The organism is Pseudomonas sp. F007, from assembly GCF_057814275.1.
Genome location: NZ_JBVATA010000009.1, coordinates 393,447 through 415,433 on the forward strand (window position 1 = coordinate 393,447; position 21,987 = coordinate 415,433).

19 protein-coding genes and 1 pseudogene are annotated in these 21,987 nt (G+C 62.0%); 8 read left to right on the top strand and 12 right to left on the bottom strand.

Going from position 1 to position 21,987, the window contains the following annotated elements; translation table 11 throughout:
• Positions 1-70: 70 nt before the first annotated feature.
• From ACZYR5_RS23905 to ACZYR5_RS23920, 4 genes are read right to left on the bottom strand one after another with little or no spacing between them, the layout of a single operon-like run.
• Entirely contained in the window at positions 71-1,123 is a 1,053-nt protein-coding gene (locus tag ACZYR5_RS23905) for an extracellular solute-binding protein (protein WP_489091601.1), read from the bottom strand.
• Between the two features lie 38 nt (positions 1,124-1,161).
• Positions 1,162-1,950 (bottom strand): ABC transporter permease, encoded by a 789-nt coding sequence (locus ACZYR5_RS23910; protein ID WP_489091600.1) that lies wholly within the window; start codon positions 1,948-1,950, stop codon positions 1,162-1,164.
• Positions 1,947-2,864, bottom strand: coding sequence for an ABC transporter permease (locus ACZYR5_RS23915; protein WP_489091599.1), 918 nt, complete (start codon positions 2,862-2,864; stop codon positions 1,947-1,949). The genes ACZYR5_RS23910 and ACZYR5_RS23915 overlap by 4 nt, the downstream gene beginning before the upstream one ends.
• Positions 2,865-2,867: 3 nt before the next feature.
• A complete protein-coding gene (locus tag ACZYR5_RS23920) occupies positions 2,868-3,956 on the bottom strand; it encodes an ABC transporter ATP-binding protein (protein ID WP_489091598.1) in 1,089 nt (362 codons plus the stop codon).
• A 140-nt stretch (positions 3,957-4,096) separates the two neighbouring features.
• Here ACZYR5_RS23920 and ACZYR5_RS23925 point away from each other — a divergent pair, with 140 nt between their 5' ends.
• The 3 genes from ACZYR5_RS23925 to ACZYR5_RS23935 all read left to right on the top strand — a co-directional run bounded on the left by ACZYR5_RS23925 (position 4,097) and on the right by ACZYR5_RS23935 (position 7,406).
• Positions 4,097-4,786 (top strand): GntR family transcriptional regulator, encoded by a 690-nt coding sequence (locus ACZYR5_RS23925; protein ID WP_489091597.1) that lies wholly within the window; start codon positions 4,097-4,099, stop codon positions 4,784-4,786.
• Between the two features lie 143 nt (positions 4,787-4,929).
• On the top strand, positions 4,930-7,044 hold the full coding sequence (locus ACZYR5_RS23930; RefSeq protein WP_489091596.1) for a hybrid sensor histidine kinase/response regulator: 2,115 nt from the start codon (positions 4,930-4,932) through the stop codon (positions 7,042-7,044).
• A gap of 122 nt (positions 7,045-7,166) precedes the next feature.
• Positions 7,167-7,406: a DUF465 domain-containing protein gene (locus tag ACZYR5_RS23935; protein WP_489091595.1), complete on the top strand. Its 240-nt coding sequence runs from the start codon at positions 7,167-7,169 to the stop codon at positions 7,404-7,406.
• A 178-nt stretch (positions 7,407-7,584) separates the two neighbouring features.
• Here ACZYR5_RS23935 and ACZYR5_RS23940 read toward each other — a convergent pair whose 3' ends face one another.
• The 5 genes from ACZYR5_RS23940 to ACZYR5_RS23960 all read right to left on the bottom strand — a co-directional run bounded on the left by ACZYR5_RS23940 (position 7,585) and on the right by ACZYR5_RS23960 (position 11,995).
• Positions 7,585-8,682, bottom strand: coding sequence for an SMP-30/gluconolactonase/LRE family protein (locus ACZYR5_RS23940; RefSeq protein WP_489091594.1), 1,098 nt, complete (start codon positions 8,680-8,682; stop codon positions 7,585-7,587).
• Positions 8,682-9,833, bottom strand: coding sequence for an SRPBCC family protein (locus ACZYR5_RS23945; RefSeq protein WP_489091593.1), 1,152 nt, complete (start codon positions 9,831-9,833; stop codon positions 8,682-8,684). Before ACZYR5_RS23945 ends, ACZYR5_RS23940 begins: the two co-directional genes overlap by 1 nt.
• A gap of 101 nt (positions 9,834-9,934) precedes the next feature.
• Positions 9,935-10,795 carry a LysR family transcriptional regulator gene (locus tag ACZYR5_RS23950; RefSeq protein WP_489091592.1) on the bottom strand — a complete coding sequence of 287 codons (861 nt, stop codon included), beginning with the start codon at positions 10,793-10,795 and terminating at the stop codon, positions 9,935-9,937.
• Between the two features lie 123 nt (positions 10,796-10,918).
• Positions 10,919-11,233 carry an SCP2 sterol-binding domain-containing protein gene (locus tag ACZYR5_RS23955; RefSeq protein ID WP_489091591.1) on the bottom strand — a complete coding sequence of 105 codons (315 nt, stop codon included), beginning with the start codon at positions 11,231-11,233 and terminating at the stop codon, positions 10,919-10,921.
• Positions 11,234-11,284: 51 nt separating this feature from the next.
• On the bottom strand, positions 11,285-11,995 hold the full coding sequence (locus ACZYR5_RS23960; protein ID WP_489091590.1) for a histidine phosphatase family protein: 711 nt from the start codon (positions 11,993-11,995) through the stop codon (positions 11,285-11,287).
• A 207-nt stretch (positions 11,996-12,202) separates the two neighbouring features.
• Here ACZYR5_RS23960 and sohB point away from each other — a divergent pair, with 207 nt between their 5' ends.
• Both sohB and ACZYR5_RS23970 read left to right on the top strand, forming a co-directional pair.
• Positions 12,203-13,225 carry a protease SohB gene (gene sohB / locus ACZYR5_RS23965; protein WP_489091589.1) on the top strand — a complete coding sequence of 341 codons (1,023 nt, stop codon included), beginning with the start codon at positions 12,203-12,205 and terminating at the stop codon, positions 13,223-13,225.
• 186 nt (positions 13,226-13,411) lie between these two features.
• Positions 13,412-17,230: a leucine-rich repeat domain-containing protein gene (locus tag ACZYR5_RS23970; protein ID WP_489091588.1), complete on the top strand. Its 3,819-nt coding sequence runs from the start codon at positions 13,412-13,414 to the stop codon at positions 17,228-17,230.
• 47 nt (positions 17,231-17,277) lie between these two features.
• Here ACZYR5_RS23970 and ACZYR5_RS23975 read toward each other — a convergent pair whose 3' ends face one another.
• The gene (locus ACZYR5_RS23975; protein ID WP_489091587.1) at positions 17,278-17,772 is read right to left on the bottom strand and encodes a DUF934 domain-containing protein; all 495 of its coding nucleotides are present in this window, start codon (positions 17,770-17,772) and stop codon (positions 17,278-17,280) included.
• On the bottom strand, positions 17,756-19,414 hold the full coding sequence (locus tag ACZYR5_RS23980) for a nitrite/sulfite reductase (protein ID WP_027616134.1): 1,659 nt from the start codon (positions 19,412-19,414) through the stop codon (positions 17,756-17,758). The genes ACZYR5_RS23975 and ACZYR5_RS23980 overlap by 17 nt, the downstream gene beginning before the upstream one ends.
• Before the next feature lie 522 nt (positions 19,415-19,936).
• Between ACZYR5_RS23980 and ACZYR5_RS23985 the strand changes: the two genes are divergently transcribed.
• A complete protein-coding gene (locus tag ACZYR5_RS23985; RefSeq protein WP_489091586.1) occupies positions 19,937-21,022 on the top strand; it encodes an ABC transporter substrate-binding protein in 1,086 nt (361 codons plus the stop codon).
• 9 nt (positions 21,023-21,031) lie between these two features.
• On the opposite strand, the gene ACZYR5_RS23990 is transcribed toward ACZYR5_RS23985, so the two are convergent.
• Positions 21,032-21,250 carry a DUF2970 domain-containing protein gene (locus tag ACZYR5_RS23990; protein ID WP_027616136.1) on the bottom strand — a complete coding sequence of 73 codons (219 nt, stop codon included), beginning with the start codon at positions 21,248-21,250 and terminating at the stop codon, positions 21,032-21,034.
• 245 nt (positions 21,251-21,495) lie between these two features.
• On the opposite strand from ACZYR5_RS23990, the gene ACZYR5_RS23995 reads away from it, so the two are divergent.
• On the top strand, positions 21,496-21,708 hold the full coding sequence (locus ACZYR5_RS23995) for a hypothetical protein (protein WP_489091585.1): 213 nt from the start codon (positions 21,496-21,498) through the stop codon (positions 21,706-21,708).
• A gap of 83 nt (positions 21,709-21,791) precedes the next feature.
• Positions 21,792-21,987, top strand: a pseudogene (locus tag ACZYR5_RS24000) (phospholipase); the annotation flags it as partial.

Below are 21,987 nucleotides of genomic sequence, written 5' to 3' on the forward strand. Positions count from 1 at the left end.
CCTACAGAGGTTGCGTCCACCTGTAGGAGCTGGCTTGCCAGCGAAAGGGCCTCGGTCTAACGCCGAATGTTTAACCCTTGAGCTTCGACCAGATCCGGTCCTGCAACTCGCGCGCCTTGTTGCTGCACTCTTTTTCCGGGCGCAGGCGCGAGGCGAATTCTTCGGGCATGTTGATCGCGTCCATGACTTTCCACTTGGCGTCGAGCAACTGGTCGCTCTCGATGCCGTTGGCGTACGCGATGGCGTTGGACACGGCGGCGGCGTTTTCCGGCTTCATCATCCAGTCGATGAAGATCTTCGCGTTCTCCGGGTGCGGCGCGCTTTTCGGCACGGCGAAGTTGTCCTGGAACATCGCCAGGCCTTCACGCGGGTAGACGTACTTGATGCTGCTCTTTTGCAGGGTGGCGCGAGCGGTCGAGCCGTTCCAGTTCTGCATCATGATCACTTCGCCGGAGGCCATGCGGTCGACGGTGTTGTCCGAGCTGTACATCTTCAGGAAGGGTTTCTGTTTCTGCAGCAGCTCCAGCACCTTCTTCGCGTCCTGGGGGTTTTCGCTGCACTCGTCGACGCCCAGGTAATGGCTGGCGGCGTTGATCAGGCTGCTCGAGGTGTCGAGGGCGGCCAGTTGGCCCTGCAGTTCCTTGCGCGGCTCGAAGAACTCTTTCCACGAATCATCGAGTTTGCCACCGGGCACCCGCGCGCTGTCGTAGGAGAACCCGGTGGAACCCCACAGGTAGGGCGCGGAGAACTTGCGCCCGGGGTCGAACGAAGGGTCGCGGAACGCCTGTTTGACGTACTGGAAGTTCGGCAGGCTGGAGGCATTGATGGGCAGCAGCAGGTCCTGGTTGATCAGGGTTTTCATGATCGATTGCGACGGCACGATGACGTCATAGGCCGCGCCGCCGGCCTGCAACTTGGCGAGCAGGGTCTCGTTGCTGTCGTAGCCGTCCATGGTCACCTTGATCCCGGTTTCCTTCTCGAACTTGGCCAGCAGCGGCACCGGGTAGTAGTCGGTCCAGTTGTAGAAGAACAGCTCCTTGGGTTCGGCGGCCTGGGCGGTCATGGCCGCAGAACAACCGAGGGCAAGACCGGCAACAGCGTAACGCAGGCTTTTCGATATCATGGTTTTCACGCTCCAGAAGTACCGCGAAGGAAAAGGGCTCACTCAGTCTTGCCGCGCTGTCCCAGCCAGAAGGCCAGCACCACCAGCACAATGGAAATCACCAGCATCAGGGTCGAAATCGCGTTGATCTCCGGGGTCACCCCGGCCTTGATCGCCGAGAAGATGTACACCGGCAGGGTGGTGGAACCGGGGCCGGCGACGAAGAAGGTCATGATGAAGTCGTCGAGGCTGACCACGAACGCCAGCACCGAACCGGACAGCACCGCCGGCCACAGCAGCGGCAGGGTCACCCGACGAAACACCTGCCAGGGGTTGGCGTACAGGTCGTTGGCCGCTTCCAGCAGGCTTTTGTCCAGGTCATTCAGGCGGGCGCGGATCGGCAGGTAGGCGAACGGAATGCAGAAACCGATGTGGGCGATGATCACGGTGAACAACCCGAGCTTGATGCCCAGCGCCATGAACAGCAGCAGGGTGGCGACGGCGGTGACGATCTCCGGCAGGATCAGCGGCAGGTTGATCCCGCCCTCGACCATCTTCTGCCCGTAGAACGGCCGGTAGGTGGCCAGGGCGGCGAGCAGGGCGATGGTGGTGGCGCAGACCGTGGCAATGCTGGCGACGATGATCGAGTTCAGCGCCGCCGTCTGGATCGACGGGTTGGCGATGATTCGTCCGTACCAGGCGAAGGAAAACTCGGTCCACACCGTAGCCGAGCGGTTGGCGTTGAAGCTGTAGGCGATCAGCACGAAGATCGGCAGGTACAGGTAGGCCAGGATCAGCAGGCTGACTTCACGGGTCAGCGGCAACTTCTTCAGGTGCAGGGCGATCATGCGGCGGCTCCCCGGTTGAGTTTGTTGGCGGACGTGCGGCTGTACAGCGCGTAGAGCACCAGGGACACCAGCAGGATGGCCAGCAGCAAAAACGACAGCGAACTGCCCAGCGGCCAGTTGCGCGCGGTGCCGAACTGTTGCTGGATCAGGTTGCCGATCATCAGGGTCTTGCCGCCGCCGAGGATCGCCGGGGTGATGAACGCACCGAGGCTCGGCACGAATACCAGCAAGGCTCCGGCGATCACCCCCGGCATCGACAGCGGCAGGATCACCCGGCGCAAGGCCAGCCAGCGGTTGGCGCCCAGGTCATAGGCGGCTTCCACCAGGCGCCAGTCGAGTTTTTCCAGGGTCGAGTAGATCGGCAGGATCATGAACGGCAGGAAGCTGTAGACCAGCCCGACACTGACCGCGAAATCGTTGTACAGCAGGGTGATGCCGCCGGCCTGGGGCAGCAGCGCGTTGAGGCTCTGGGCGATCCAGCCCTGTTCGCGCAGGATGATCAGCCAGGCGTAGTTGCGGATCAGCAGGTTGGTCCAGAACGGAATGGTGATCAGCAGCACCATCAGGTTGCGCCGCCGTGGCGTCAGGCTGCTCATCCACAGGGCTACCGGGAAACCGAACAGAAAGCACAGCAGGGTGGTGCCGCCGGCCTGGCCGATCGAACGCAGCAATGCCTGGGCGTAGACCCAGTTGAGTTCCAGGTCGCCGTCGAAGCCTTCCTGGAAAAACAGCTGCACATAGCTTTGCAATTGCCAGTCGGCCTGCCAGTCGACGCCGCCGTAGACGTTGCGCGGCAACAGGCTGATATAGCCCATGATCCCCAGCGGGATCGCGATCAGGCCCAGCAGGGTCAGGACCACCGGGCTGAGCAACAGGGCCCGGCTGAGGGCGGGGGAAGTGCTGCTGACGCTCATGGCTCAGGCCTCCATCAGCAGGCAGGCGTGGGGTGGCAGGTGCACGGCGACCCCTTCACCGACGGCGCGGGCGCGGTTCAGGCCCTCGTTGTTTTCCCGCAGCATGACCTTGATGTCGTTGTTCAGCCGGCACTGGTACAGGGTGGCCGTGCCGACATACAACACTGCCTCGATGATTCCGCGCAGGTGGTGCGGTTGAGTCGGGTCGACCAGTTGCGAGCGCTCCGGGCGAAACGCCAGTTGCACCGCCGGTGAAGCGAAGTCGAACGGGTGGGTGCAGGGAATTTCCACCGGCATGCCGTTGGGCAGGAACAGGCTGTTGTTGTCCTGGCCGCGCTTGAGGCGACCGGGGAGGAAGTTGATGTCGCCGATGAACTGGGCGACGAACTGATGTTGCGGCCGCTCGTAGATATCGGTCGGGCTGCCGATCTGCAGGATCTTGCCGGCGGACATCACGGCGATCCGGTCGGACAGGGTCAGGGCTTCTTCCTGGTCATGGGTGACGAAGATGAAGGTGATCCCGGCTTCCTTCTGCACGCGCTTGAGTTCGACCTGCATTTCCTTGCGCAGCTTGAGGTCCAGCGCCGACAGCGGTTCATCCAGCAACAGCACCTTGGGCTTGGGCGCCAGGGCGCGGGCCAGGGCCACGCGCTGCTGTTGGCCGCCGGACAGCTCGGAAGGCTTGCGTCGCGCCAGGTGCTGCATTTGCACCAGCGCCAGCATCTCGTCGACCCGGCGCGCCGCCGATGTGCGATCAAGACCCTGCATCTCGAGGCCGAAGGCGATATTCTGCGCGACACTCATGTGGGGAAACAGCGCGTAGCTCTGGAACACCGTATTGACCCGACGCTGGAACGGCGGCAAGTGGTTCACCGTTTCGCCATCCAGGCGGATCTCGCCATCGCTGACATGCTCGAAGCCGGCGATGGTGCGCAACAGGGTGGTTTTACCGCATCCGGAGGGGCCCAGCAGGGTGAAGAACTCGTTATCGGCGATGTCCACCGACACGTTGTCCAGGGCGGGTGCCTGGTCCGGGTCTTCGCAATAGCGCTTTGAGACGTTACGCACTTCGATGGCTGCTGGATGACCCATAATGGTGCATTCCTCTAATTATTGTATGCAAAATCTGGATGCAATTTAGAAATACCCCGTTTAATCTGCCCATGCAAGCCCCTTTTTCACTTGGGCGCCGAATGCCCGGGGCGGTTGTTTTTTGATGAAGGAGTTTTCCCATGGCCGACAAAAAGCTGGAAACCACGGTAGACCGCGTCTACCAAGGGGTTTACCTGGCGATCAGCAAGCACACCTTGCGTCCCGGAATGAAGTTGGGAGAGGCGTCGTTGGCCGAGCTTTTCAATGTCAGTCGCACCTCGGTGCGGGCGGCGCTCAAGCAGCTGGAGGCCGATGGCCTGGTCACCACCGAGCCCAATAAAGGTGCGTCGGTGTCCCTGCCCAGTGATGAAGAGATCCGTTCGCTGTTCGAAACCCGGCGGCTGATCGAGATCGGCATCGTCAGTGAATTGTGCCGCCGCCGCGACACCGCGGTGACCCGTGACCTGCGCGATCACTTGTTGCTGGAGCACGAGGCGGCGCATGCCGGCGACCACGAGCGGTTGATTCATTTGTTGGGCGAGTTCCACATCAAGCTGGCGCGCAGCCTGAACAATCCGGTGCTCCTCGACTGGTTCTGCAAGCTGATTTCCCGGGCGTCGCTGTACGCCGTGGCGCTGGACGACGACAGCCACCAGACCTGCCGCGACGATGAACACCTGCGGCTGATCGAATACATCGAGGCCGGCAACCAGAGTGCAGCCATCGAGTTGATTTGCATGCACCTGAACGGCATCGAGAAGGCGATCCTCGACGGCGCCGCCAGCTTGAAGAGCGGCTATCACCCGCTCAAGCACCTGATCGAGGTGTAGCCCGCTCGCCAGCAACTGTGACAATCGGCTGAAGTTGTATAACAATGAAACGATCAGCGTGGGCCGTGCTCAAAGCCTTGAGCGTGGGCCAACCTGCGTCGGACTGTTATTTAACTTTTGCGAAATGCGCACAGAGTCTATCGATGCAGTTTCTAACGCAAAGCCATGGATGTCGGGGCTGGAAAGGTGAAATGGCCGGACGCATTCGTGCGTTCGACTGGAGCCGTACCGAACTGGGGCCCTTCGATACCTGGAGCAAAAGTCTGCGCTGCAATGTGCAAATGTTGCTGGCGTCCCCCGTGCCACTGGTCATGCTCTGGGGCAAGCCCGGCTACATGATCTATAACGATGCCTACTCGGTGTTTGCCGGGGGCCGGCATCCGTACCTGCTGGGTTCGCCGGTGGAACTGGGCTGGCCGGAAATCGCCGAATTCAATCGCAATGTGGTCGACACCTGCCTGGCTGGCGGAACCCTGTCCTATCGCAACAAAGAGCTGGAATTGTCGCGTAACGGTCAGCCCGAAGCGGTGTTCATGGACCTGTCCTACAGCCCGGTGGCCGATGACGACGGCCGCCCGGGCGGGGTGCTGGCGATTGTTGTGGAAACCACTGCGCACATGCTTTCCGAACGCCTGCGCGAGCAAGCGCAAGCGGCCTACCGTGCGGAAAACGAACGGGTACGCCTGGCGCTCAATGCCGGTGCCTTGCTCGGCTCGTTCGTCTGGGACATCAAGGCCAACCTGTTGTCCGGCGATGAACGTTTTGCCCGGACCTTCGGCTTCCCCCGCGGGCAATCGCTGCAGCACATGTCGCCGGAAACCGCCAGTGAGCGGATCCATCCCGATGACCTGGCCCGGGTCGACCAGCAAGTGCAGCAGGCGCTGGAAACCGGCGGGGCGTTCAACGCCGAGTACCGCATCCAGCGCGCCGATGGCAGTTATGCGTGGGTGCTGGCCAGCGGTTGCTGCGAGCTTGATGAGCAGGGCGAGGCCTTTCGTTTTCCCGGGGTGCTGATCGACATTCACGAGCGCAAGAGCGCCGAGGAGTCGTTGCTCAAGTTCACCCGTGATCTCGAGCAGCGGGTGGTCGCGGAGGTGGACGCGCGCCTGGCCGCCGAAGAACAATTGCGCCAGTCGCAGAAGCTCGAAGCCATCGGCGGACTGACCGGTGGCGTGGCCCACGACTTCAATAACCTGCTGCAGGTGATCGCCGGCAATCTGCATCTGCTGGCGCGCCATGAGAGTGACAACCCGACTGTCCAGCGTCGGGTCGGTGCGGCGCTGGCGGCGGTCGAGCGCGGCGCCATGCTCTCGGCACAATTGCTCGCCTTCGCCCGGCGCCAGCCCCTGTCGCCAGCCGTGTTCGACACCCGGCAGATTTACCAGGGGCTGGGCGAGGTGTTGCAGCGAGCGCTGGGTGAAAACATCGACATCGATGTGCAGTTGCCTGCCGCGCCCTGGTCGATCCACGTCGACCGCAATCAGCTGGAAAACGCCTTGCTCAACCTGGCGATCAACGCCCGCGATGCCATGCACGGCGAGGGCACCATCACCATCAGCGGGCAAAATGTCGCGCTCGATCGGCGCTTTTGCCAGGGCAAGGGCATCAGTGCCGGCGACTACGTGCAATTGTCGGTACGCGACACCGGCGAGGGCATGGATAACGAAACGCTCAAGCAGGCGTTCGAGCCCTTTTTCACCACCAAGGCCGATGGCCACGGTACTGGGCTGGGCCTGAGCATGGTGTTCGGTTTCGTCAAGCAGAGTGGCGGTCACATCGATATAAGCAGCACCCTGGGGGAGGGCACTGTCGTGCGGATGTATTTCCCCCGCAGTGATCGTGTCCAGCGCGCAGAACTGCCGGTACGCCGTGCGCAGCACGATGGCGGCCACGGGACTATTCTGGTGGTGGAGGATCATGAGGAAGTGCGTGATACCGCGGTCGAATTCCTGCAAGCGGCGGGTTATGAGGTGCTGGTCGCGGCCAACGGCGACAGCGCCATGCAGATGTTGCAGGACGGCAGCCGGGTGGACCTGATTTTCACCGATGTGGTGATGCCCGGGCTGATCAAGAGCTCGGACCTCGCGGCCTGGGCCAAGGTCCAGGTGCCACCGGTGGCGGTGCTGTTCACCTCCGGGCACACCCGCGACATCATTTCCCGAAACCATCAACTGAGTCCGGACACCCATTTGCTCAGCAAGCCTTACAGTCCGGATGCCTTGATGACGATGGTTCAGCATGTCCTGGGAGGCGACTGACGGCCGTTTGCCTTGCCGCTGGTCTGATTGACGGTCGACAGCCCCCCTTGGGCAAGGCCATTCTGCCAATGGGCGAGCACGCGAAAAGGTGTTCGCCACTGATCAACAAACGGAGGTGTTCCATGCCGGTGAAACATGACCTGTACCAGGACTTGAGCCATACCAGAGACGAGGTGCAGAAACTGCGTGCCAGCGATCCGCATTTGCATGCGCTGCTGGACAAGTACGCTGCCATCGACACCCAGGTGCTCGACGCGGAAGCCGCCGCCAAGGCGGATGACCAACTGACCAGGCTCAAGGCAGAACGCCTGTTGATCAAGGATAAAATCGCCGGAAGGCTCAACGGGGCAGGTAAGGTCTGACGCCCGAAACGCGATTGCTCGTGCTTTTGTAGGAGCGAGCCTGCTCGCGAAGAACTTGAGGACGCCGCGTTCTTTCAGGATGTCCGCGTTTTCGTTGACGTTTTTCGTCGGAACGCCGCCCGGAGCCGGCTCGCTCCTACTAGGTTATTCGGCGTTCAGGCGCCCCCGTCTTTTTTCTCTATTGCAGCGCCTTGCCCAGCGGCAATCGCGTCATGTGGCTGGCCTTGAGCGAACCGAAATACAGCCAGTCACCGTACTCACGCACGGTAGTAATCGGCGAGTAGTTGCCGCTGCCGGCATCCTGCAGATTGGCGATCACCTTGCCCTGCAGATCCACCCCCACCACAAAGGCCCGGCGCTCGGCGGGCTTGGGCAGGACCATCAAGGCCCGGACAATCATCTTGCGCACGAAGGGTTGCTCGGCGGTGGCGTCGAGCAAGGCGTTGCGCGGCGTGTACAGCGCCACCCAGAAACGCTCCTGGCCATTGAAACTGAGGTTGTCGGGCATGCCTGGCAGGTTGTCGACGAACACGTCATGGGTGCCCGCCATAGGCCCGCTCAACCAATAACGCGTGATGCGATAGGCCCCGGTTTCATTGACCAGCACGTAGCTGTCCTGCGGGCCCAGGGCGACTCCGTTGGCAAATTGCAGTTGATCGAGCAGTAGCTCGGTCTTGCCGGTTAGAAAGTCATAGCGCAGCAGCCGGCCGTCGCCGCCATGTTCGATGATTGCCTCGCCGTCATGGCCGTAGCCCCAGCGGCTGGACGCATCGCTGAAGTAGGCGTAATGACCGGTCTTGTCGATCACCACATCGTCGGTAAAACCGAACGGCAGGCTGTTGGCTTCCCTGGTCAGGACGAGTAACTGGCCTTGCGCATCGAGGGCCAGCAAACCCTTTTTCGCATCGGCAATGATCAGCCGGCCGTCCGGGTGACGGGCCAGGCCCAAGGGTCGTCCTCCGGTATCGATCAGCACCGTGCGTGTCTGGCCGTCGAGGCTGCTGCGGATGATCCTGCCATCATTGAGCCCGCTGATCAGGAAACCTTCCTCCAGCAACAACGCTTCCGGCCCGTCGATATTCGCTGCGCCCACGTGTTCCAGGTCGCGCAGCTTCTGATTTTCGGCGTAGGTGCCGGTTTGCAGCGAAGGCGCCGGCGCGGGTTTCCAGGCCACCGGCTGCACCTTGGTCGGTGCCAGTAGCAGGAACAGACCGATCAGCACGATGACCACCAGCAAAAAGCTGCTGACGCTGACGCGACGGGGTTCACGGCGCATCAGGCAAGGACTCCGGCATCGATTGACTGGGGCAGCAGTGCCATGTCGCGCAGGGCCAGCATCGACACCGCCGACTCGCGCTCGATCCGCCGCTTGAGCAGCAACTGATTGACCAGGCGCATCCACAGACTGTTGAAGCGATATTCCAGCGTGCGCACGAAGTGGGTGTCGTCGCCGTCACCGCTGCATTCATAGGTCAACCGCAGCTCCAGGCCATGATCGCCCTGGGCCCGGGCGCTCCAGCGGCGTCCCGGCAGGTATTCGCTGACTTCCCAGCTCAAGTGCCCGGCACGGCCCCCGGCATGAATGTCCTCCTCGAATCGCGCCCCGGCATGCATGGGTCCAGGAGGCCCCTCGACACGCAGCGAGGAGGGGTGCCACTCCGGCCAGCGGGTCACGGTGCTGGCATAGGCCAGGACGGCGATCGGCTCGCGGGCAATGTCGATCTGATGCTGCAGGCGGGTCATGGGCATTCTCGATGAGGGATGGGCGTGGTCCGGTTCGTCTTCCCAGTACAGGGTGCCGAACAGGTAGTCCGCTAGTGGCAGAACGATATTGAAATTGCGCGCCTGCATCAATTCCCGTCGATGATGCAGTTCATGCAGGCGGCGCATCTGGCGAATCCACGGCAGTTGGCTCAGTGGATGGTCAGCGGGCAGGTGTTCGCAGGCGTGAAATAGTTCGTAGATCAGATAACCGAGCACCAGGCAGCTGGCAAACAGCCCGGCGACGTTGCGGTCGAACGGTTTCAGCAGCCACCAGGCGGGCAGGGCGAACAGCAAGGTGTGCAGGACAATCAGCCAGGCCGGAAACAGGATCACCCGCCAGTCCCGAGCGCTGTCGTAAGCCATGTGCCCGGGGGCAAAAAAACTGTGGTGATCGCCAGTGTGCCGCGCATAGAACAACCGGGCGAAGGGCTTCTTGTGATGCCCCAGGTGACGGTGCACCCCATAGACCGCGAAGCTGAACAACACCAGCGCCAGCGGCACCGTCAACCATTGCACGGCGCTGACCTGATCGAGGGTGGAGCAGAACGCAGCGATTGCGCCGATGCCGAACACCAGCACAAAGCCGGCGTGCAGCCACGGATTGTAGAAGCGGTGGATGTCTGCCCGGTAACGGCTGCGAAACGCTTGCGTGGTTTGCCTCACCGTCTTCTCCTGTTGTCGTTGTTATTGACAGAAGATTAGTCGCGGCAAAATTATCCAGCCAATGGTTCTGCGTGATAGCCAGCCATTGAAGGGCTGAATGACTAGAACGGATCCCAGCGCTGTGACCAGTCACAGTCCGCCCGAACCAGCGCGCGCAGTAAATCGAACGCCTGCTGCAGCACCGGGGAGTCGCGATCGCGGGAGTACACGAGAAAGGTCGGGTAACTGAATTCCGGCGCCTTGGGCACCCGTTCCAGCACGCCGCTGTCGAGGTAGGACTGCACCACCCGCGTGCGGAAATAGCCACTGCCACCGTTCTGCAGGATGTATTGCAAGGCCAGCGGGCCGAGGTTGAAGGTCAGCGCGGCGCGGGCCTTGTCGGGCAGCGCGGCGTCGTGCTGGCGGCGAAAGTCGCTGCCCCAGTCGATGTACACGTAAGGCTCGGGTTGTGCGCGCAGGCGCACCTGGATCAGCTTTTCCTCCAGCAATTGCTCGACCTGCAGCCGCGGCCAGTATTCGGGTTGATAGACCAGTGCCGCATCCAGCATGCCCACTTCCAGTTGCTTGAGCAGGCTCTCGCCGGTGTCGATTTCGGTGCGCAGGGCATAGGTGGGGATCCGGGCACGGATCTCCTTGGTCCAACTGAGCATCAGCGGATTGCACAAACTGGTCTCGCCGCCGATGTGCAGGACGTTGCGATAACCGTCAGGCAATGGCAAGTCGCGGCGCGCACCTTCCCAGGCCTGGACCATGTGATTGGCGTAGACCACGAAAGCCTCGCCATCGGCGGTCAGGCGGGCACCGGCACGGTTGCGCACGAACAGGGTGCTGGCGAGTTGGCTTTCGAGTTTTTGCACCCGCGCGGTGATGGCGGTCTGGGTGACGTGGAGTTTTTCCGCGGCGGCGGCGAGGCTGCCACAACGGACGATTTCCAGGAAGGTGCGGGCGAGATCGATGTCCATGGGGCAGTCGCTGACGTGAAGAGTCACGCAGTGTAGAGCAAGGCGGGGGCCTTAACGACGAATCCCGCCAGGACGGCGGGATTCGTAGGCAGCCGACAGGGCCTCCCGAGGGAAGCCGAGGTCTTAGGCCGGGAACAGCTCGGACAGTTTCATCGCCAGCATCATGTCGCCTTCAGCGCGCAGTTTGCCGCCCATGAACGCTTGCATGCCGTCGGTCTCGCCGCTGACGATGCCTTGCAGGGTTTCAGCGTCCATGACCAGAGTTACCTGGGCGTCCGGGTTCTCGCCTTCTTTCAGCTCGCAGGTGCTGTCTTTGACCACCAGCGAGAAGTGTTTGGTGTCGTCGATACGGAAACCGAACACCAGGTCCAGGCCGGCAGCGGCGGCTGGGTTGAACTTGGCTTTCATTGCTTGTACGGCGTCAGCTACGGAGGTCATGGTTCGATCCTTTTCTTGGGGTGTTACAGCAAGGGTCACAGTTATCCGGACTCAGCGGAAGGTGATGAGTTCCGGGGCCTTCAGCAGTTGCAGGTGGGCGTGACTGTTGAAGGAAGCCAGGGCCACCTCGCGACCCCGAAATTTCAGGTGATTGAGCGAGGTGTTAACGATTTGCCAGTTCAGCTCGAAAGCCTGTTTGGCGGGCATCTGGGTAATCAGGTGGAGTAGGGCGGTGATGGTCCCGCCGGAGGTGAACACGGCGATCTTCTGAGTGTTGTCGGCCTGCTCGAGAATCCGCTGCAAGCCGCCCTGCACTCGCTCGACGAAGCCCAGCCAGCTTTCCAGGCCCGGTGGGTCATAGTTGCCGGTCAGCCAGCGCTCGATGATCAAGGCGAAAATACGTTGGAACTCGCCACGGTTCTGCGCCGCGTTGCGCAGGATGTTCAGGGCTTCCGGCTCCTGGGGCAGCAAGTCGGGAAGCAGGGCGCGGATCACCGCGTCGGCGTCGAATTCGTTGAACGCCGCATCGGTTTCCAGGACCGGCACCGGCAGGCCGACGGCGCCGAACTGGGCCAGGGCGCTGGTGGCGGTGTGTTGCTGGCGGCGCAGGTCGCCCGCCAGGCAGCGATCGAAGCTCAGACCCAGTTCAGCCAGGTGGCTGCCGAGCACTTCTGCCTGGCGCACACCGGTCGGCGACAGCACGTCGTAGTCGTCTGCACCAAAGGAGGCCTGGCCATGTCGTATCAGATAGATGCTGCCCACGTCCGCGTCGTCCCGGTACGTTGAAGGTTTGGCGAGGTTATGAGGATGGCGAAGAGCTGTCAATGAAAAAACATACGCTTGTTTGAAATGCGCGTTGGAGCCCCGTGACAGACCGTTTCACGGCTGGCCGCAAGCCCGGCGCATGGGTATGCTGGAGACATCCCGCGCCCGTGTTTATCAGCGGCGCAAAGTCGTTAAGGAGTCCATGTGGAGTTTTTGTCCGAGTACGCCAGTTTTCTCGCCAAGACCGTTACCCTGGTGATCGCCATCCTGGTGGTGCTGGTGAGCTTTGCCTCGTTGCGCAGCAAAGGCCGGCGCAAGGCCGCCGGCCAGTTGCAGGTCAGCAAGCTGAATGATTTCTACAAGGGCCTGCGCGAGCGCCTGGAGCAGACCTTGCTCGACAAGGATCAGCTCAAGGCCCTGCGCAAGTCCGAAGCCAAGTCCGACAAGAAACAGAAGAAAAAACCCGAGGCCAAGCCGCGGGTGTTCGTGCTGGACTTCGATGGCGACATCAAGGCCTCGGCCACCGAAAGCCTGCGCCATGAAATCACCGCACTGCTGACCTTGGCCACGCCCAAGGACGAAGTGGTGTTGCGCCTGGAAAGCGGCGGCGGCATGGTTCACAGCTACGGCCTGGCGTCCTCGCAACTGGCGCGCATCCGCCAGGCCGGGGTGCCGCTGACCGTATGCATCGACAAGGTCGCGGCCAGCGGCGGCTACATGATGGCGTGCATCGGCGAGAAGATCATCAGCGCGCCCTTTGCCGTGCTCGGCTCGATCGGCGTGGTGGCGCAGCTGCCGAACGTCAATCGCCTGCTGAAAAAACACGACATCGACTTCGAAGTGCTGACGGCCGGCGAGTACAAGCGCACCCTGACGGTGTTCGGCGAAAACACCGAGAAGGGCCGGGAAAAATTCCAGGAAGACTTGGACGTCACCCATGAATTGTTCAAGAACTTCGTCGCGCGCTATCGCCCACAGCTGGCCATTGATGAAGTGGCCACTGGCGAGGTCTGGCTGGGCATTGCGGCGCTGGATAAACAGTTGGTCGATGAGTTGAAGACCAGCGACGAATACCTCGCCGAGCGGGCCAAGGGCGCCGAACTGTTCCACCTGCACTATGCCGAACGCAAGAGCTTGCAGGAGCGTGTGGGCCTGGCGGCCAGTGGCTCGGTGGATCGCCTGCTGCTGACCTGGTGGAGCCGCCTGACGCAGCAACGCTTCTGGTAAAAAAGCGGGTCTGATCAAGCCCTGGAACCCGGCGCTCGCTGCGGTTCCAGGGCTTTTTTGTCGGCGTTTGTTCTGACGTGATCTGGTGCAATTTCAAGACTGGCTGGCCGCGCTTTCCGGCGCGGGCGGGGGAGGCGATTGGCATAGGCTTCAGGGCCTCATGACCCATCGCAAAGGAATTGCACCATGATCGAACCGCAACCGCGCCAGGACTTCCAGGCGCTGGTCACTGCCGCACTGCCGCAGACCCCCGCACAATTCGCCAACGCACTCATTCAGCAGCGCTGGGGCAAGGACATCGACCCCCAGCAGACGCTGCTGGTCAATCTCGACTACGGCTACCACGGCCATCCGGCGATCGACGGCGTCGAGCAAGGCCGCGTCGCCAGTTCGCAGAGCCTGACCCAGGTGGTGCTGGGCAACTACCAGGCCGTCGGCGACGATCGTTTCGCCGAGACGGCATTCGGCGCCTATACGCCGCCAGCCATCGGGCCTGCCGTGCAGATCGTCGATCAGGTCGATGAATTCGCCTACATCGGCACCGGCAACCATGCCAGCTACGAAGGCATCTACCGGCCAACCACCCCGCAACGCTATGGCCCGCAAACGCAGCTACAGATCACCCCCGCCGCGTTCAAGGACTGGGTATGGCGCCTCAATCTCAAGGATCGGTTCAGCGCCTATGTGGACCAGGCCTGGCCCGTGGACGGCCTGATTACCGGCCCCCAGGCTTACCCCCTGCGCACATCGGCCAAGATTGCCCTGGTCATGGCGGCCTATCTGCAGCGCCAGGAGAACAGCCTGACCAAGGACGGGCTGGAGCTGGCGCTGCAAGCCGCCGGATTACCGGCGCAGCAGAGCTGGGCGCAGTTGACCCTCGAACAGCTGCAGGCGCCAGGCCGAAGCCCGGTCGAAGCGTCACGCCTGGTGATCTATCGCTACACCAGCATCGATCTCTGGGTGTTTCGCCATTTCTCCGGCTCCAGACTTTTGCTCTACGTGCCGGGCAATGCCTCGCCCTTGCATGAGTTCGTCGACACCCAGGCGTTGCATCACTGGATCGTCCAGCAGGCCGCAGACCCGGCATGCAAACAGGCGCTGGCGGCGCATTTTGCCGAGGACGATCGCGAAGATGGCACCTTCCACGCCGGGGTGCTGACGGCCCTCGAGGGCATGCGCCAATACCCGCGCCAACACCTCCTGCAAAAGGGCCATGGCTTTTTCAATAACGACGGCTATTGGGACCCGGCCGATTACCTTCATCTGCAGGTGGTCTCCGCGGCCACTGATCCGTTCGCGCAACTGGTGCTGAGCATGAAGCAGGCGGCCATCGCCAGTATTCAGACGATTCGCGACGACGCCCAGGTCAATCGCGATGAGCTGAGCGCGTGGGTCGAACCCCTGGTGCAATGGATCAACCGGTACGCCCCGCTGGCACTGTTTGTCCCGGGCGGGGAAGGGCTGCTGGCGCTGGCCGGGCTGATCGATGCCGGGTATGGCCTGGATCAGGCGGTCAATGGCCGGGAGCCGGGGGCGCAGGCAGCGGGGCTGGGCCGCACGGTATTTGGTCTGCTCAACGCGCTGCCGTTGTTGGGCGCGACCGCCGTTCTGCGTGGCGAGGGTGTTGCTGAAACCCTGGTGGAAGAAGCGCCGCAGGCAGCTGTTAGCGAACTCCATCCCGAGCCACCACCAGCCCCTGCGCCCGCCACCCGCCTGCAACTGCTGCGTGGCCTCGGCGCGTCCGTGGCGGCACTGAGTGATGAAACGCTGGCACAGATCGCCCGTATCAGCACGGTCGACGACGACATGCTGCGCCTGATGCAGGCCGGGCAACGCCCGCCGGCCCCGCAACTGGCCGATACCCTGGCGCGCTTTCGGATCGATCAGGAGCTGGCCACGATGGCCCCCGGTCCTGCCCGCACCGCAGCGTTCGAGGCGCGCTACGGGGCAGCCCAACTCAGCGATTCGCGCTGGGTGAAACTGTTCCAGAAGCAGTACCCCGGGTTGCCGAAAAATGCCATTGAACAGGTGCTCGATCGTTCCGGCGTCGACCTCGACGCACTGCCTTCAGTAGCGCAGTACCAACGGCTGCTGCGCCAACTGGATGGCAAGTTCAGCGAGTACCAGCAGCATGTGCGCCTGGGGCGTGCGTATGAGGGGCTGTACCTGCAATCGCTGCAAAATCCGCAGACCCAGGTGCTGGCCTTGCATTCCCTGAGCCGTCTGCCGGGCTGGCCGACAACCTTGAGTGTCGAGCTGCGCGAGGGCTCGGCCATTGGCCGGGTACTGGACCGCATCGGGCCGATCGACGCGGTGGATGTCCGGCGCTTGATCAAGGTGGACAATGGTTTTGGCGTGCAGGGCGGCAGTGACCTTTACCAGGCCCTTCACGATCTGCTGAGCGCGGACCAGCGAGCTGCCCTGGGACTCGATCCGTCAGCGCCGGCCCTCGACCTGCTGCTGAAAATCCGCCAGCACGCCTTGCCCCGTGAGCCGTTCGTCAATGGCTTGCAGCGCATGGACAGCGGGCTGACCTTCGAGGCGATCGGCCTGCGGGGCGGCGGTTATCCGAACACGGCCCAGGGCGCTACGTTGTCGCGCAATATCGAGTTGTTCCAGGTGCGCTGGGTCTATCCCGGGTTGAGCAACCAGCAGGCTATGGATTTCCTCGAGGTCCTGGGCAGCGGGGCGATGGAGGAACTGGTGCGCCTGGAAACCCAGCTGTATCAGTTGGATATCGATCTCAGCCAGTGGCTCAACGACACTGTCGATCAGGTGTGGGCTGTGGACGGGCTGTATTTGCGCGAAGGCGACGCGGCCGCCGAGGGCCTGGATGCCGATCAGATCGAGGAGGAGAACCTCGAGCGCTTCGAAGAGGTGTTGCATGAGGAGCGCGAGTCGAGAAAGCAACTGGGCTATCAACTGCTGAATTGCTGGCAGTACCTGGCAGATAGCCGCAGCCATGTCCTGGTCGATGGGCAGTTGCTGGGTTACCGGCTTGACCTGGATGCGCAGCAGTATCTGTCCCTGCCGTTATTGCGCACCCGGTTCCCCAACGTCGTCGAGTTGTCGATGAAGGCGTTTGAAGTCGGGCGACCGGAAGGCCTCGATTCATTCCTCGAGTGTTTTCCCAACTTGCGCCGCCTCAACCTCGAGGGCGTCGACCTGCGTCGGGTCAATACCGTGGGCGAGCTTGAGGGCGGTGTACCGCGAGGGATCTGGAACATGCCCCATCTGACAGAGCTGAACCTCAGCTCGACCCACCTGGTGCTCAGTGAGCAATCCGCCGGCCGGTTGTCGGAGCTGGTGCACCTGCAGACCCTGGACCTGAGTGACAATCCGCTGGCGGTGCCGCCGCTGGTGTCGGGGATGAATGCGTTGCTCCACCTGAACTTGCACGGCACTGGCATCCACTCCTGTCCGGTGGGGTTGCCCGAGCAACCGTCGTTGAAGTTGCTGGACCTCAGCGACAATCAGATCAGCCGGTTCCCGCCGGCCGTGTTCGCGCAAGCGGTGGCCAGGGATCGGGTGCAGCTGTGGGGCAATCCACTGACGGACGAAGACAGCCTGCGACGTGTCGTCCGCCATCGACAGCAGACCGGCCTGAATCTGTGGCTCGGCGCGGCGGACCCGAGCCTGGCGCAGCCCGAGGCCTGGCTGCAGCAGCTGCCTGAGGCGCAGGTCGAGCTCAGGCAGCTGATCTGGCAACGCCTGCTGGCAAAACCTCGCGGCCAGCGGTTGCTCAAGCAGATCGAAAACCTCTGCCGCACGGCTGATTTCCAGGTGAGTTACCCGCTGATACAGGCACGGGTCTGGCACTTGCTGGAGGAAGCGGACGCGTCGCAGGAGCTGTGGGGCGTATTGAGTGGTGACGTGGCGCTGTCGGCGCTGGATGTGGAGAATCCGTTTGCCGGATTCACGGCGCTGGAGCAGCGCTTGAAGTTGTACATGGATTGGCTGCGCATGGGCAGGCCCTTTCCGATCGCGCAATTGCAGGAGCAGTAATCAGGCTGCCGGCCTTGAACCCCGGGGCGGGGTTCAAGGCCGGTCGATCAGCGGCGACGGAACAGCGGCAGCGGCTCGTCGGTGGCGGCCTGGTAGGTCACCGAGAAGTCCTTGAGGCTTTCAAGGGCTTCGTACGGGTCCTTGTCGGCCCGCAGTGCAAAGGCGTCGAAACCGCAACGGCGCAGGTAGAACAGTTGGTCGCGCAGGATGTCGCCAATCGCCCGCAGCTCGCCCTTGAAACCATAACGGTCACGCAGCAGGCGGGCGTTGGAGTAATTGCGGCCATCGGTGAACGCCGGGAAGTTCAGGGCAATCACCTGGAAGTGCTGCACGTCATCACCGATTTCCTCGGCTTCTTCGCCAGCGTCCAGCCACACGCCCAGGCCGCCATCGCGGGCCAGGAGCATGCGTCCGTGTTCACGCCACAGCTGCAACGGCACGATGTAGTCGTCGCAGTTGCTGATTTCATCGATGTTGAAATCCTTGGGCAGCAGGTGCCAGGTTTCGTCGATGACTTCGTTGTTCTTAATGATTCGCTGCATAGACGCGTTCCTTGAAGAGGTCGATGCCGATACGTTGGTAGGTGTCGATGAAGCGCTCGTCTTCGGTACGTTGTTCCACGTACACGTCGATCAGCTTCGAGATCACATCCGGCATGGCGTCCTGGGCAAACGATGGGCCGAGGATCTTGCCCAGGCTGGCGTCGCGGCTGGCGCTGCCACCGAGGGACACCTGGTAGAACTCTTCACCTTTCTTGTCCACCCCGAGGATGCCGATGTGGCCGACGTGGTGGTGACCGCAGGCGTTCATGCAGCCGGAGATGTTCAGGTCCAGCTCACCGATGTCGAACAGGTAATCCAGGTCGTCGAAACGGCGCTGGATCGACTCGGCGATCGGGATCGACTTGGCGTTGGCCAGGGAGCAGAAATCGCCACCCGGGCAGCAGATGATGTCGGTCAGCAGGCCGATGTTCGGCGTGGCAAAGCCATGCTCGCGCAATTCGCCCCAGAGGGTGAACAACTGCGCCTGCTCGACGTCGGCGAGGATGATGTTCTGCTCGTGGGAGGTGCGCAATTGACCATAGCTGTAGCGCTCGGCCAGGTCGGCGACGGCGTCCAGCTGCTTGTCGGTCAGGTCGCCCGGGGCAACGCCGGTGGGCTTGAGCGACAGGGTCACGGCCACATAGCCCGGCTTCTTGTGGGCCACGGTGTTGCGCGTGCGCCAGCGGGCAAAGCCCGGGTGCTGGGCATCGAGCTCGGCCAGGGCGGCGTGCTGGTTGTCCAGCGCCTTGTAGTCCGGGTCGACGAAGTGCTTGGCAACGCGGTGCACTTCGGCTTCGGTCAGGGTGGTCTGGCCACCGCGCAGGTGCTCCATTTCCGCGTCGACTTTCTGCGCGAAGACTTCAGGCGTCAGGGCCTTGACCAGGATCTTGATCCGCGCCTTGTACTTGTTGTCGCGACGGCCATAGCGGTTGTACACACGCAGGATGGCGTCGAGGTAGCTCAACAGGTCTTGCCACGGCAGGAATTCATTGATGAACGCGCCGACCACCGGGGTCCGGCCCAGGCCGCCGCCGACCAGCACGCGGAAGCCCAGCTCGCCAGCGGCGTTGTGCACCGGCTCCAGCCCAATGTCATGGACTTCGATGGCGGCACGGTCAGACGTCGAACCGTTGATCGCAATCTTGAACTTGCGCGGCAGGTAGGCGAATTCCGGGTGGAAGGTGGTCCATTGACGGACGATCTCGCACCATGGGCGCGGGTCGATCAACTCGTCGGCGGCCACACCGGCGAACTGGTCGGTGGTGACGTTGCGCAGGCAGTTGCCGCTGGTCTGGATCGCGTGCATCTGCACGGTCGCCAGTTCGGCGAGGATGTCCGGGATGTCTTCCAGCGCCGGCCAGTTGAACTGCACGTTCTGCCGGGTACTGATGTGGGCATAGCCCTTGTCGTAGTCGCGAGCGATCTTGGCCATCATTCGCGTCTGCCGCGAAGTCAGTTGGCCATAAGGCACGGCAACCCGCAGCATCGGGGCGAAGCGCTGGATATAAAGGCCATTTTGCAGGCGCAGGGGGCGGAATTCTTCTTCGCTCAGCTCGCCTGCCAGATAGCGTCGGGTCTGATCACGGAACTGCTTGACGCGGTCCTCGATGATCCGCTGATCGTACTCGTCGTATACGTACATATAGGTCCTGTTCTCAGGCTGGGCTGATCGGAATCCGCTGCGTTGCTCGCTCGCTGATGTTCCGAAAATGCCTTGGTAATTCTGCGCGCACGGCCGCGCACTCCCCACGGAGCCGGGGCAAGATAGCAGTTTGCGTTTATGCGTAAAAGTGATGTTTGAGTATATGGAAAGAACCAAATCGACTAATGCGACTGATTATTGTCTTACCCACATTTGTCGTGCGGGCAATCGTCGTCTTAACTGTGATCGAGTCTTCCTGCAATCACCGATAAAACCGACAAGAGGCGATGCAATGAGCAATCCGACCAAGGCAACGAAAAGCGACAGCAGCGTCGACGCATGGGCGATTCTGTTCTTGATCATTCTGGTGGTAGGCACGGCGGTGTATTGGGTTAGCCATCAGTAATCCCTGCGAACCGGGCCCTTTTCCGACGATTGTCGGACAAAAACGCGAATTCACCGCGGAGAACCAGGATTGGCTGGCTATAATGCGCGGCTAAATTTTCGGGGCTCGGTTGTTCAATGTTGAGGTTTCTGTGTGGAGTCATGCTGACGCTGGGCTCGATCTATGGATCGGTGGCGCAGGCAACGTCAGTGGTGTTCCTCAATCCGGGCACGACCAGGGAAGTGTTCTGGGTCAGCTACAGCCAGTTCATGCAGGCGGCAGCCCGTAACCTGGGCATTGACCTCGAGGTGCGCTATGCCGAGCGGCAAGTGCACGCCACCGTCGAACAGGCCCGCGAAGTGTTGTTGGGCGACAACCGCCCGGACTACCTGGTGTTCGTCAACGAACAATATGTGGCGCCGGAGATCCTGCGCCTGTCCCAGGGCAGCGGGGTCAAGCTGTTCATGGTCAACAGCGCGCTGACCAAAGATCAACTGGATCTGCTGGGCGATCCCCGAGAAAAATACCCTGACTTGCTCGGCAGCCTGGTGCCCAACGACGAGGAGGGCGGCTACCGGATGCTCAAGGAGTTGATCCGCCAGCACCCACCCATCGCGCCGGGGCAGAAAATCGAACTGCTGGCCTTTTCCGGCCTGAAGATCACCCCGTCCGCGCAAATGCGCGAGAAGGGCATGCAGCGCGCCTTGCGCGAGCATCCCGAGGTGCAGTTGCGGCAATTGGTGTATGGCGAATGGACCCGTGCCCGCGCCCATGAGCAGGCCGTGCAACTCTTCAAGCGCTACCCGCGGGTGTCGTTGGTGTGGTCGGCCAACGACGAAATGGCGTTCGGCGCCATGCAGGCTTATGAAGAGGCGGGTGGGAAGCCTGGCAAAGGCGTGCTGTTCAGCGCCGTGAACACCTCGCCGCAAGCCTTGCAGGCATTGCTCGATGGACGCCTGAGCGTCTTGTTGGGCGGGCATTTCAGTCTCGGCGGCTGGGCGCTGGTGGAGTTGCACGACTATGCGCAGGGCGTGCCGGTGGAACAATACGGCGGCCGCGATCGGCAGATCCCCTTGCTGCAACTGATTGATCGCGAACAGGCCAGGCGCATGCTGGCATTGCGTGACAGCCAGGATTACGGCGTGGACTTTCGCAGCCTGTCGGCCAAGGGCCGTCCCCTGACCTACCGCTACCCGTTCAACCTGCAAACCCTGATGCACTGAAACCGGCGTTCAAACCCCGGCCAGGTACACCACCAGCTTGACGATGGCAAACAGACCCAGGGCAAACACCGCGGTAAACAGAATGCCCAGCACCACGAAATGACTCGGCTTGCCGTGGGTAAAATCCCGCGCACGGTTCTTCCCGCTCTGCACGCCAAAGGCCGCAGCCATCACGCTGTGCAGCATCTGCCAGAAGCTGGGGGGCTTGTTGTCGATTGGATCGTCCATAAATCCCTCGTCACCGGTGGGGTGTGAGGCAAGCATAGTCAAAAAGTGTCGAAACGCGTTGTCCTCCGTGCCCCGCAGATACGATCGCTTAGCTCCGTCACATCAATATCCAGACCCATCCTACACACCAAACCGAATTGTCTGATACCAACAGTTATCCCCTTCGTGAAAGTCTTCCAGCGCTTTATCGAGGGTGGGAAACGTCCTTCCCGAGCACTCTAAACCAGTCCAGGGAAGTACGAATTGTGTCCAGCAGTCCGCGTGTATTTTGCAACCACAGCCGCCACACCCTCGAAATCAACAACCTCCAGGCTCCCATCGATTTGTTCACTGTTGACGGCGTCGAGGGCCTGAGCCAGCCCTGTCTCTACAGCATCGAATTCACCAGCGCCGCACACGCGCACCTGGCCAATGCCGGGCTGCAAAACCATCTCGGCCAAGCCAGCATTGGCGAATAAGCCGAGCCCCTCTCCCACACGGATCACCGCGATCGCTACGAAGCGGTGCTGAACCCACTCAGCGGCCAGGAAGGTAACCCCCCATGAACCAAGCCGACATCATCGTGCCCATCGCCTTGCAGCACACCCAGACCGCGACCTGCACCGCCCCTTGGTACGTGAAACACACCGAATACCATCCGCTTGAGGCCACCTATGAACCCTTGATCAATGGCGAGGAAGCCTTTCGCGCCGTGCACCTGGCCGTCGCCGAGGCGAAAAAATCGGTGGACATCATCT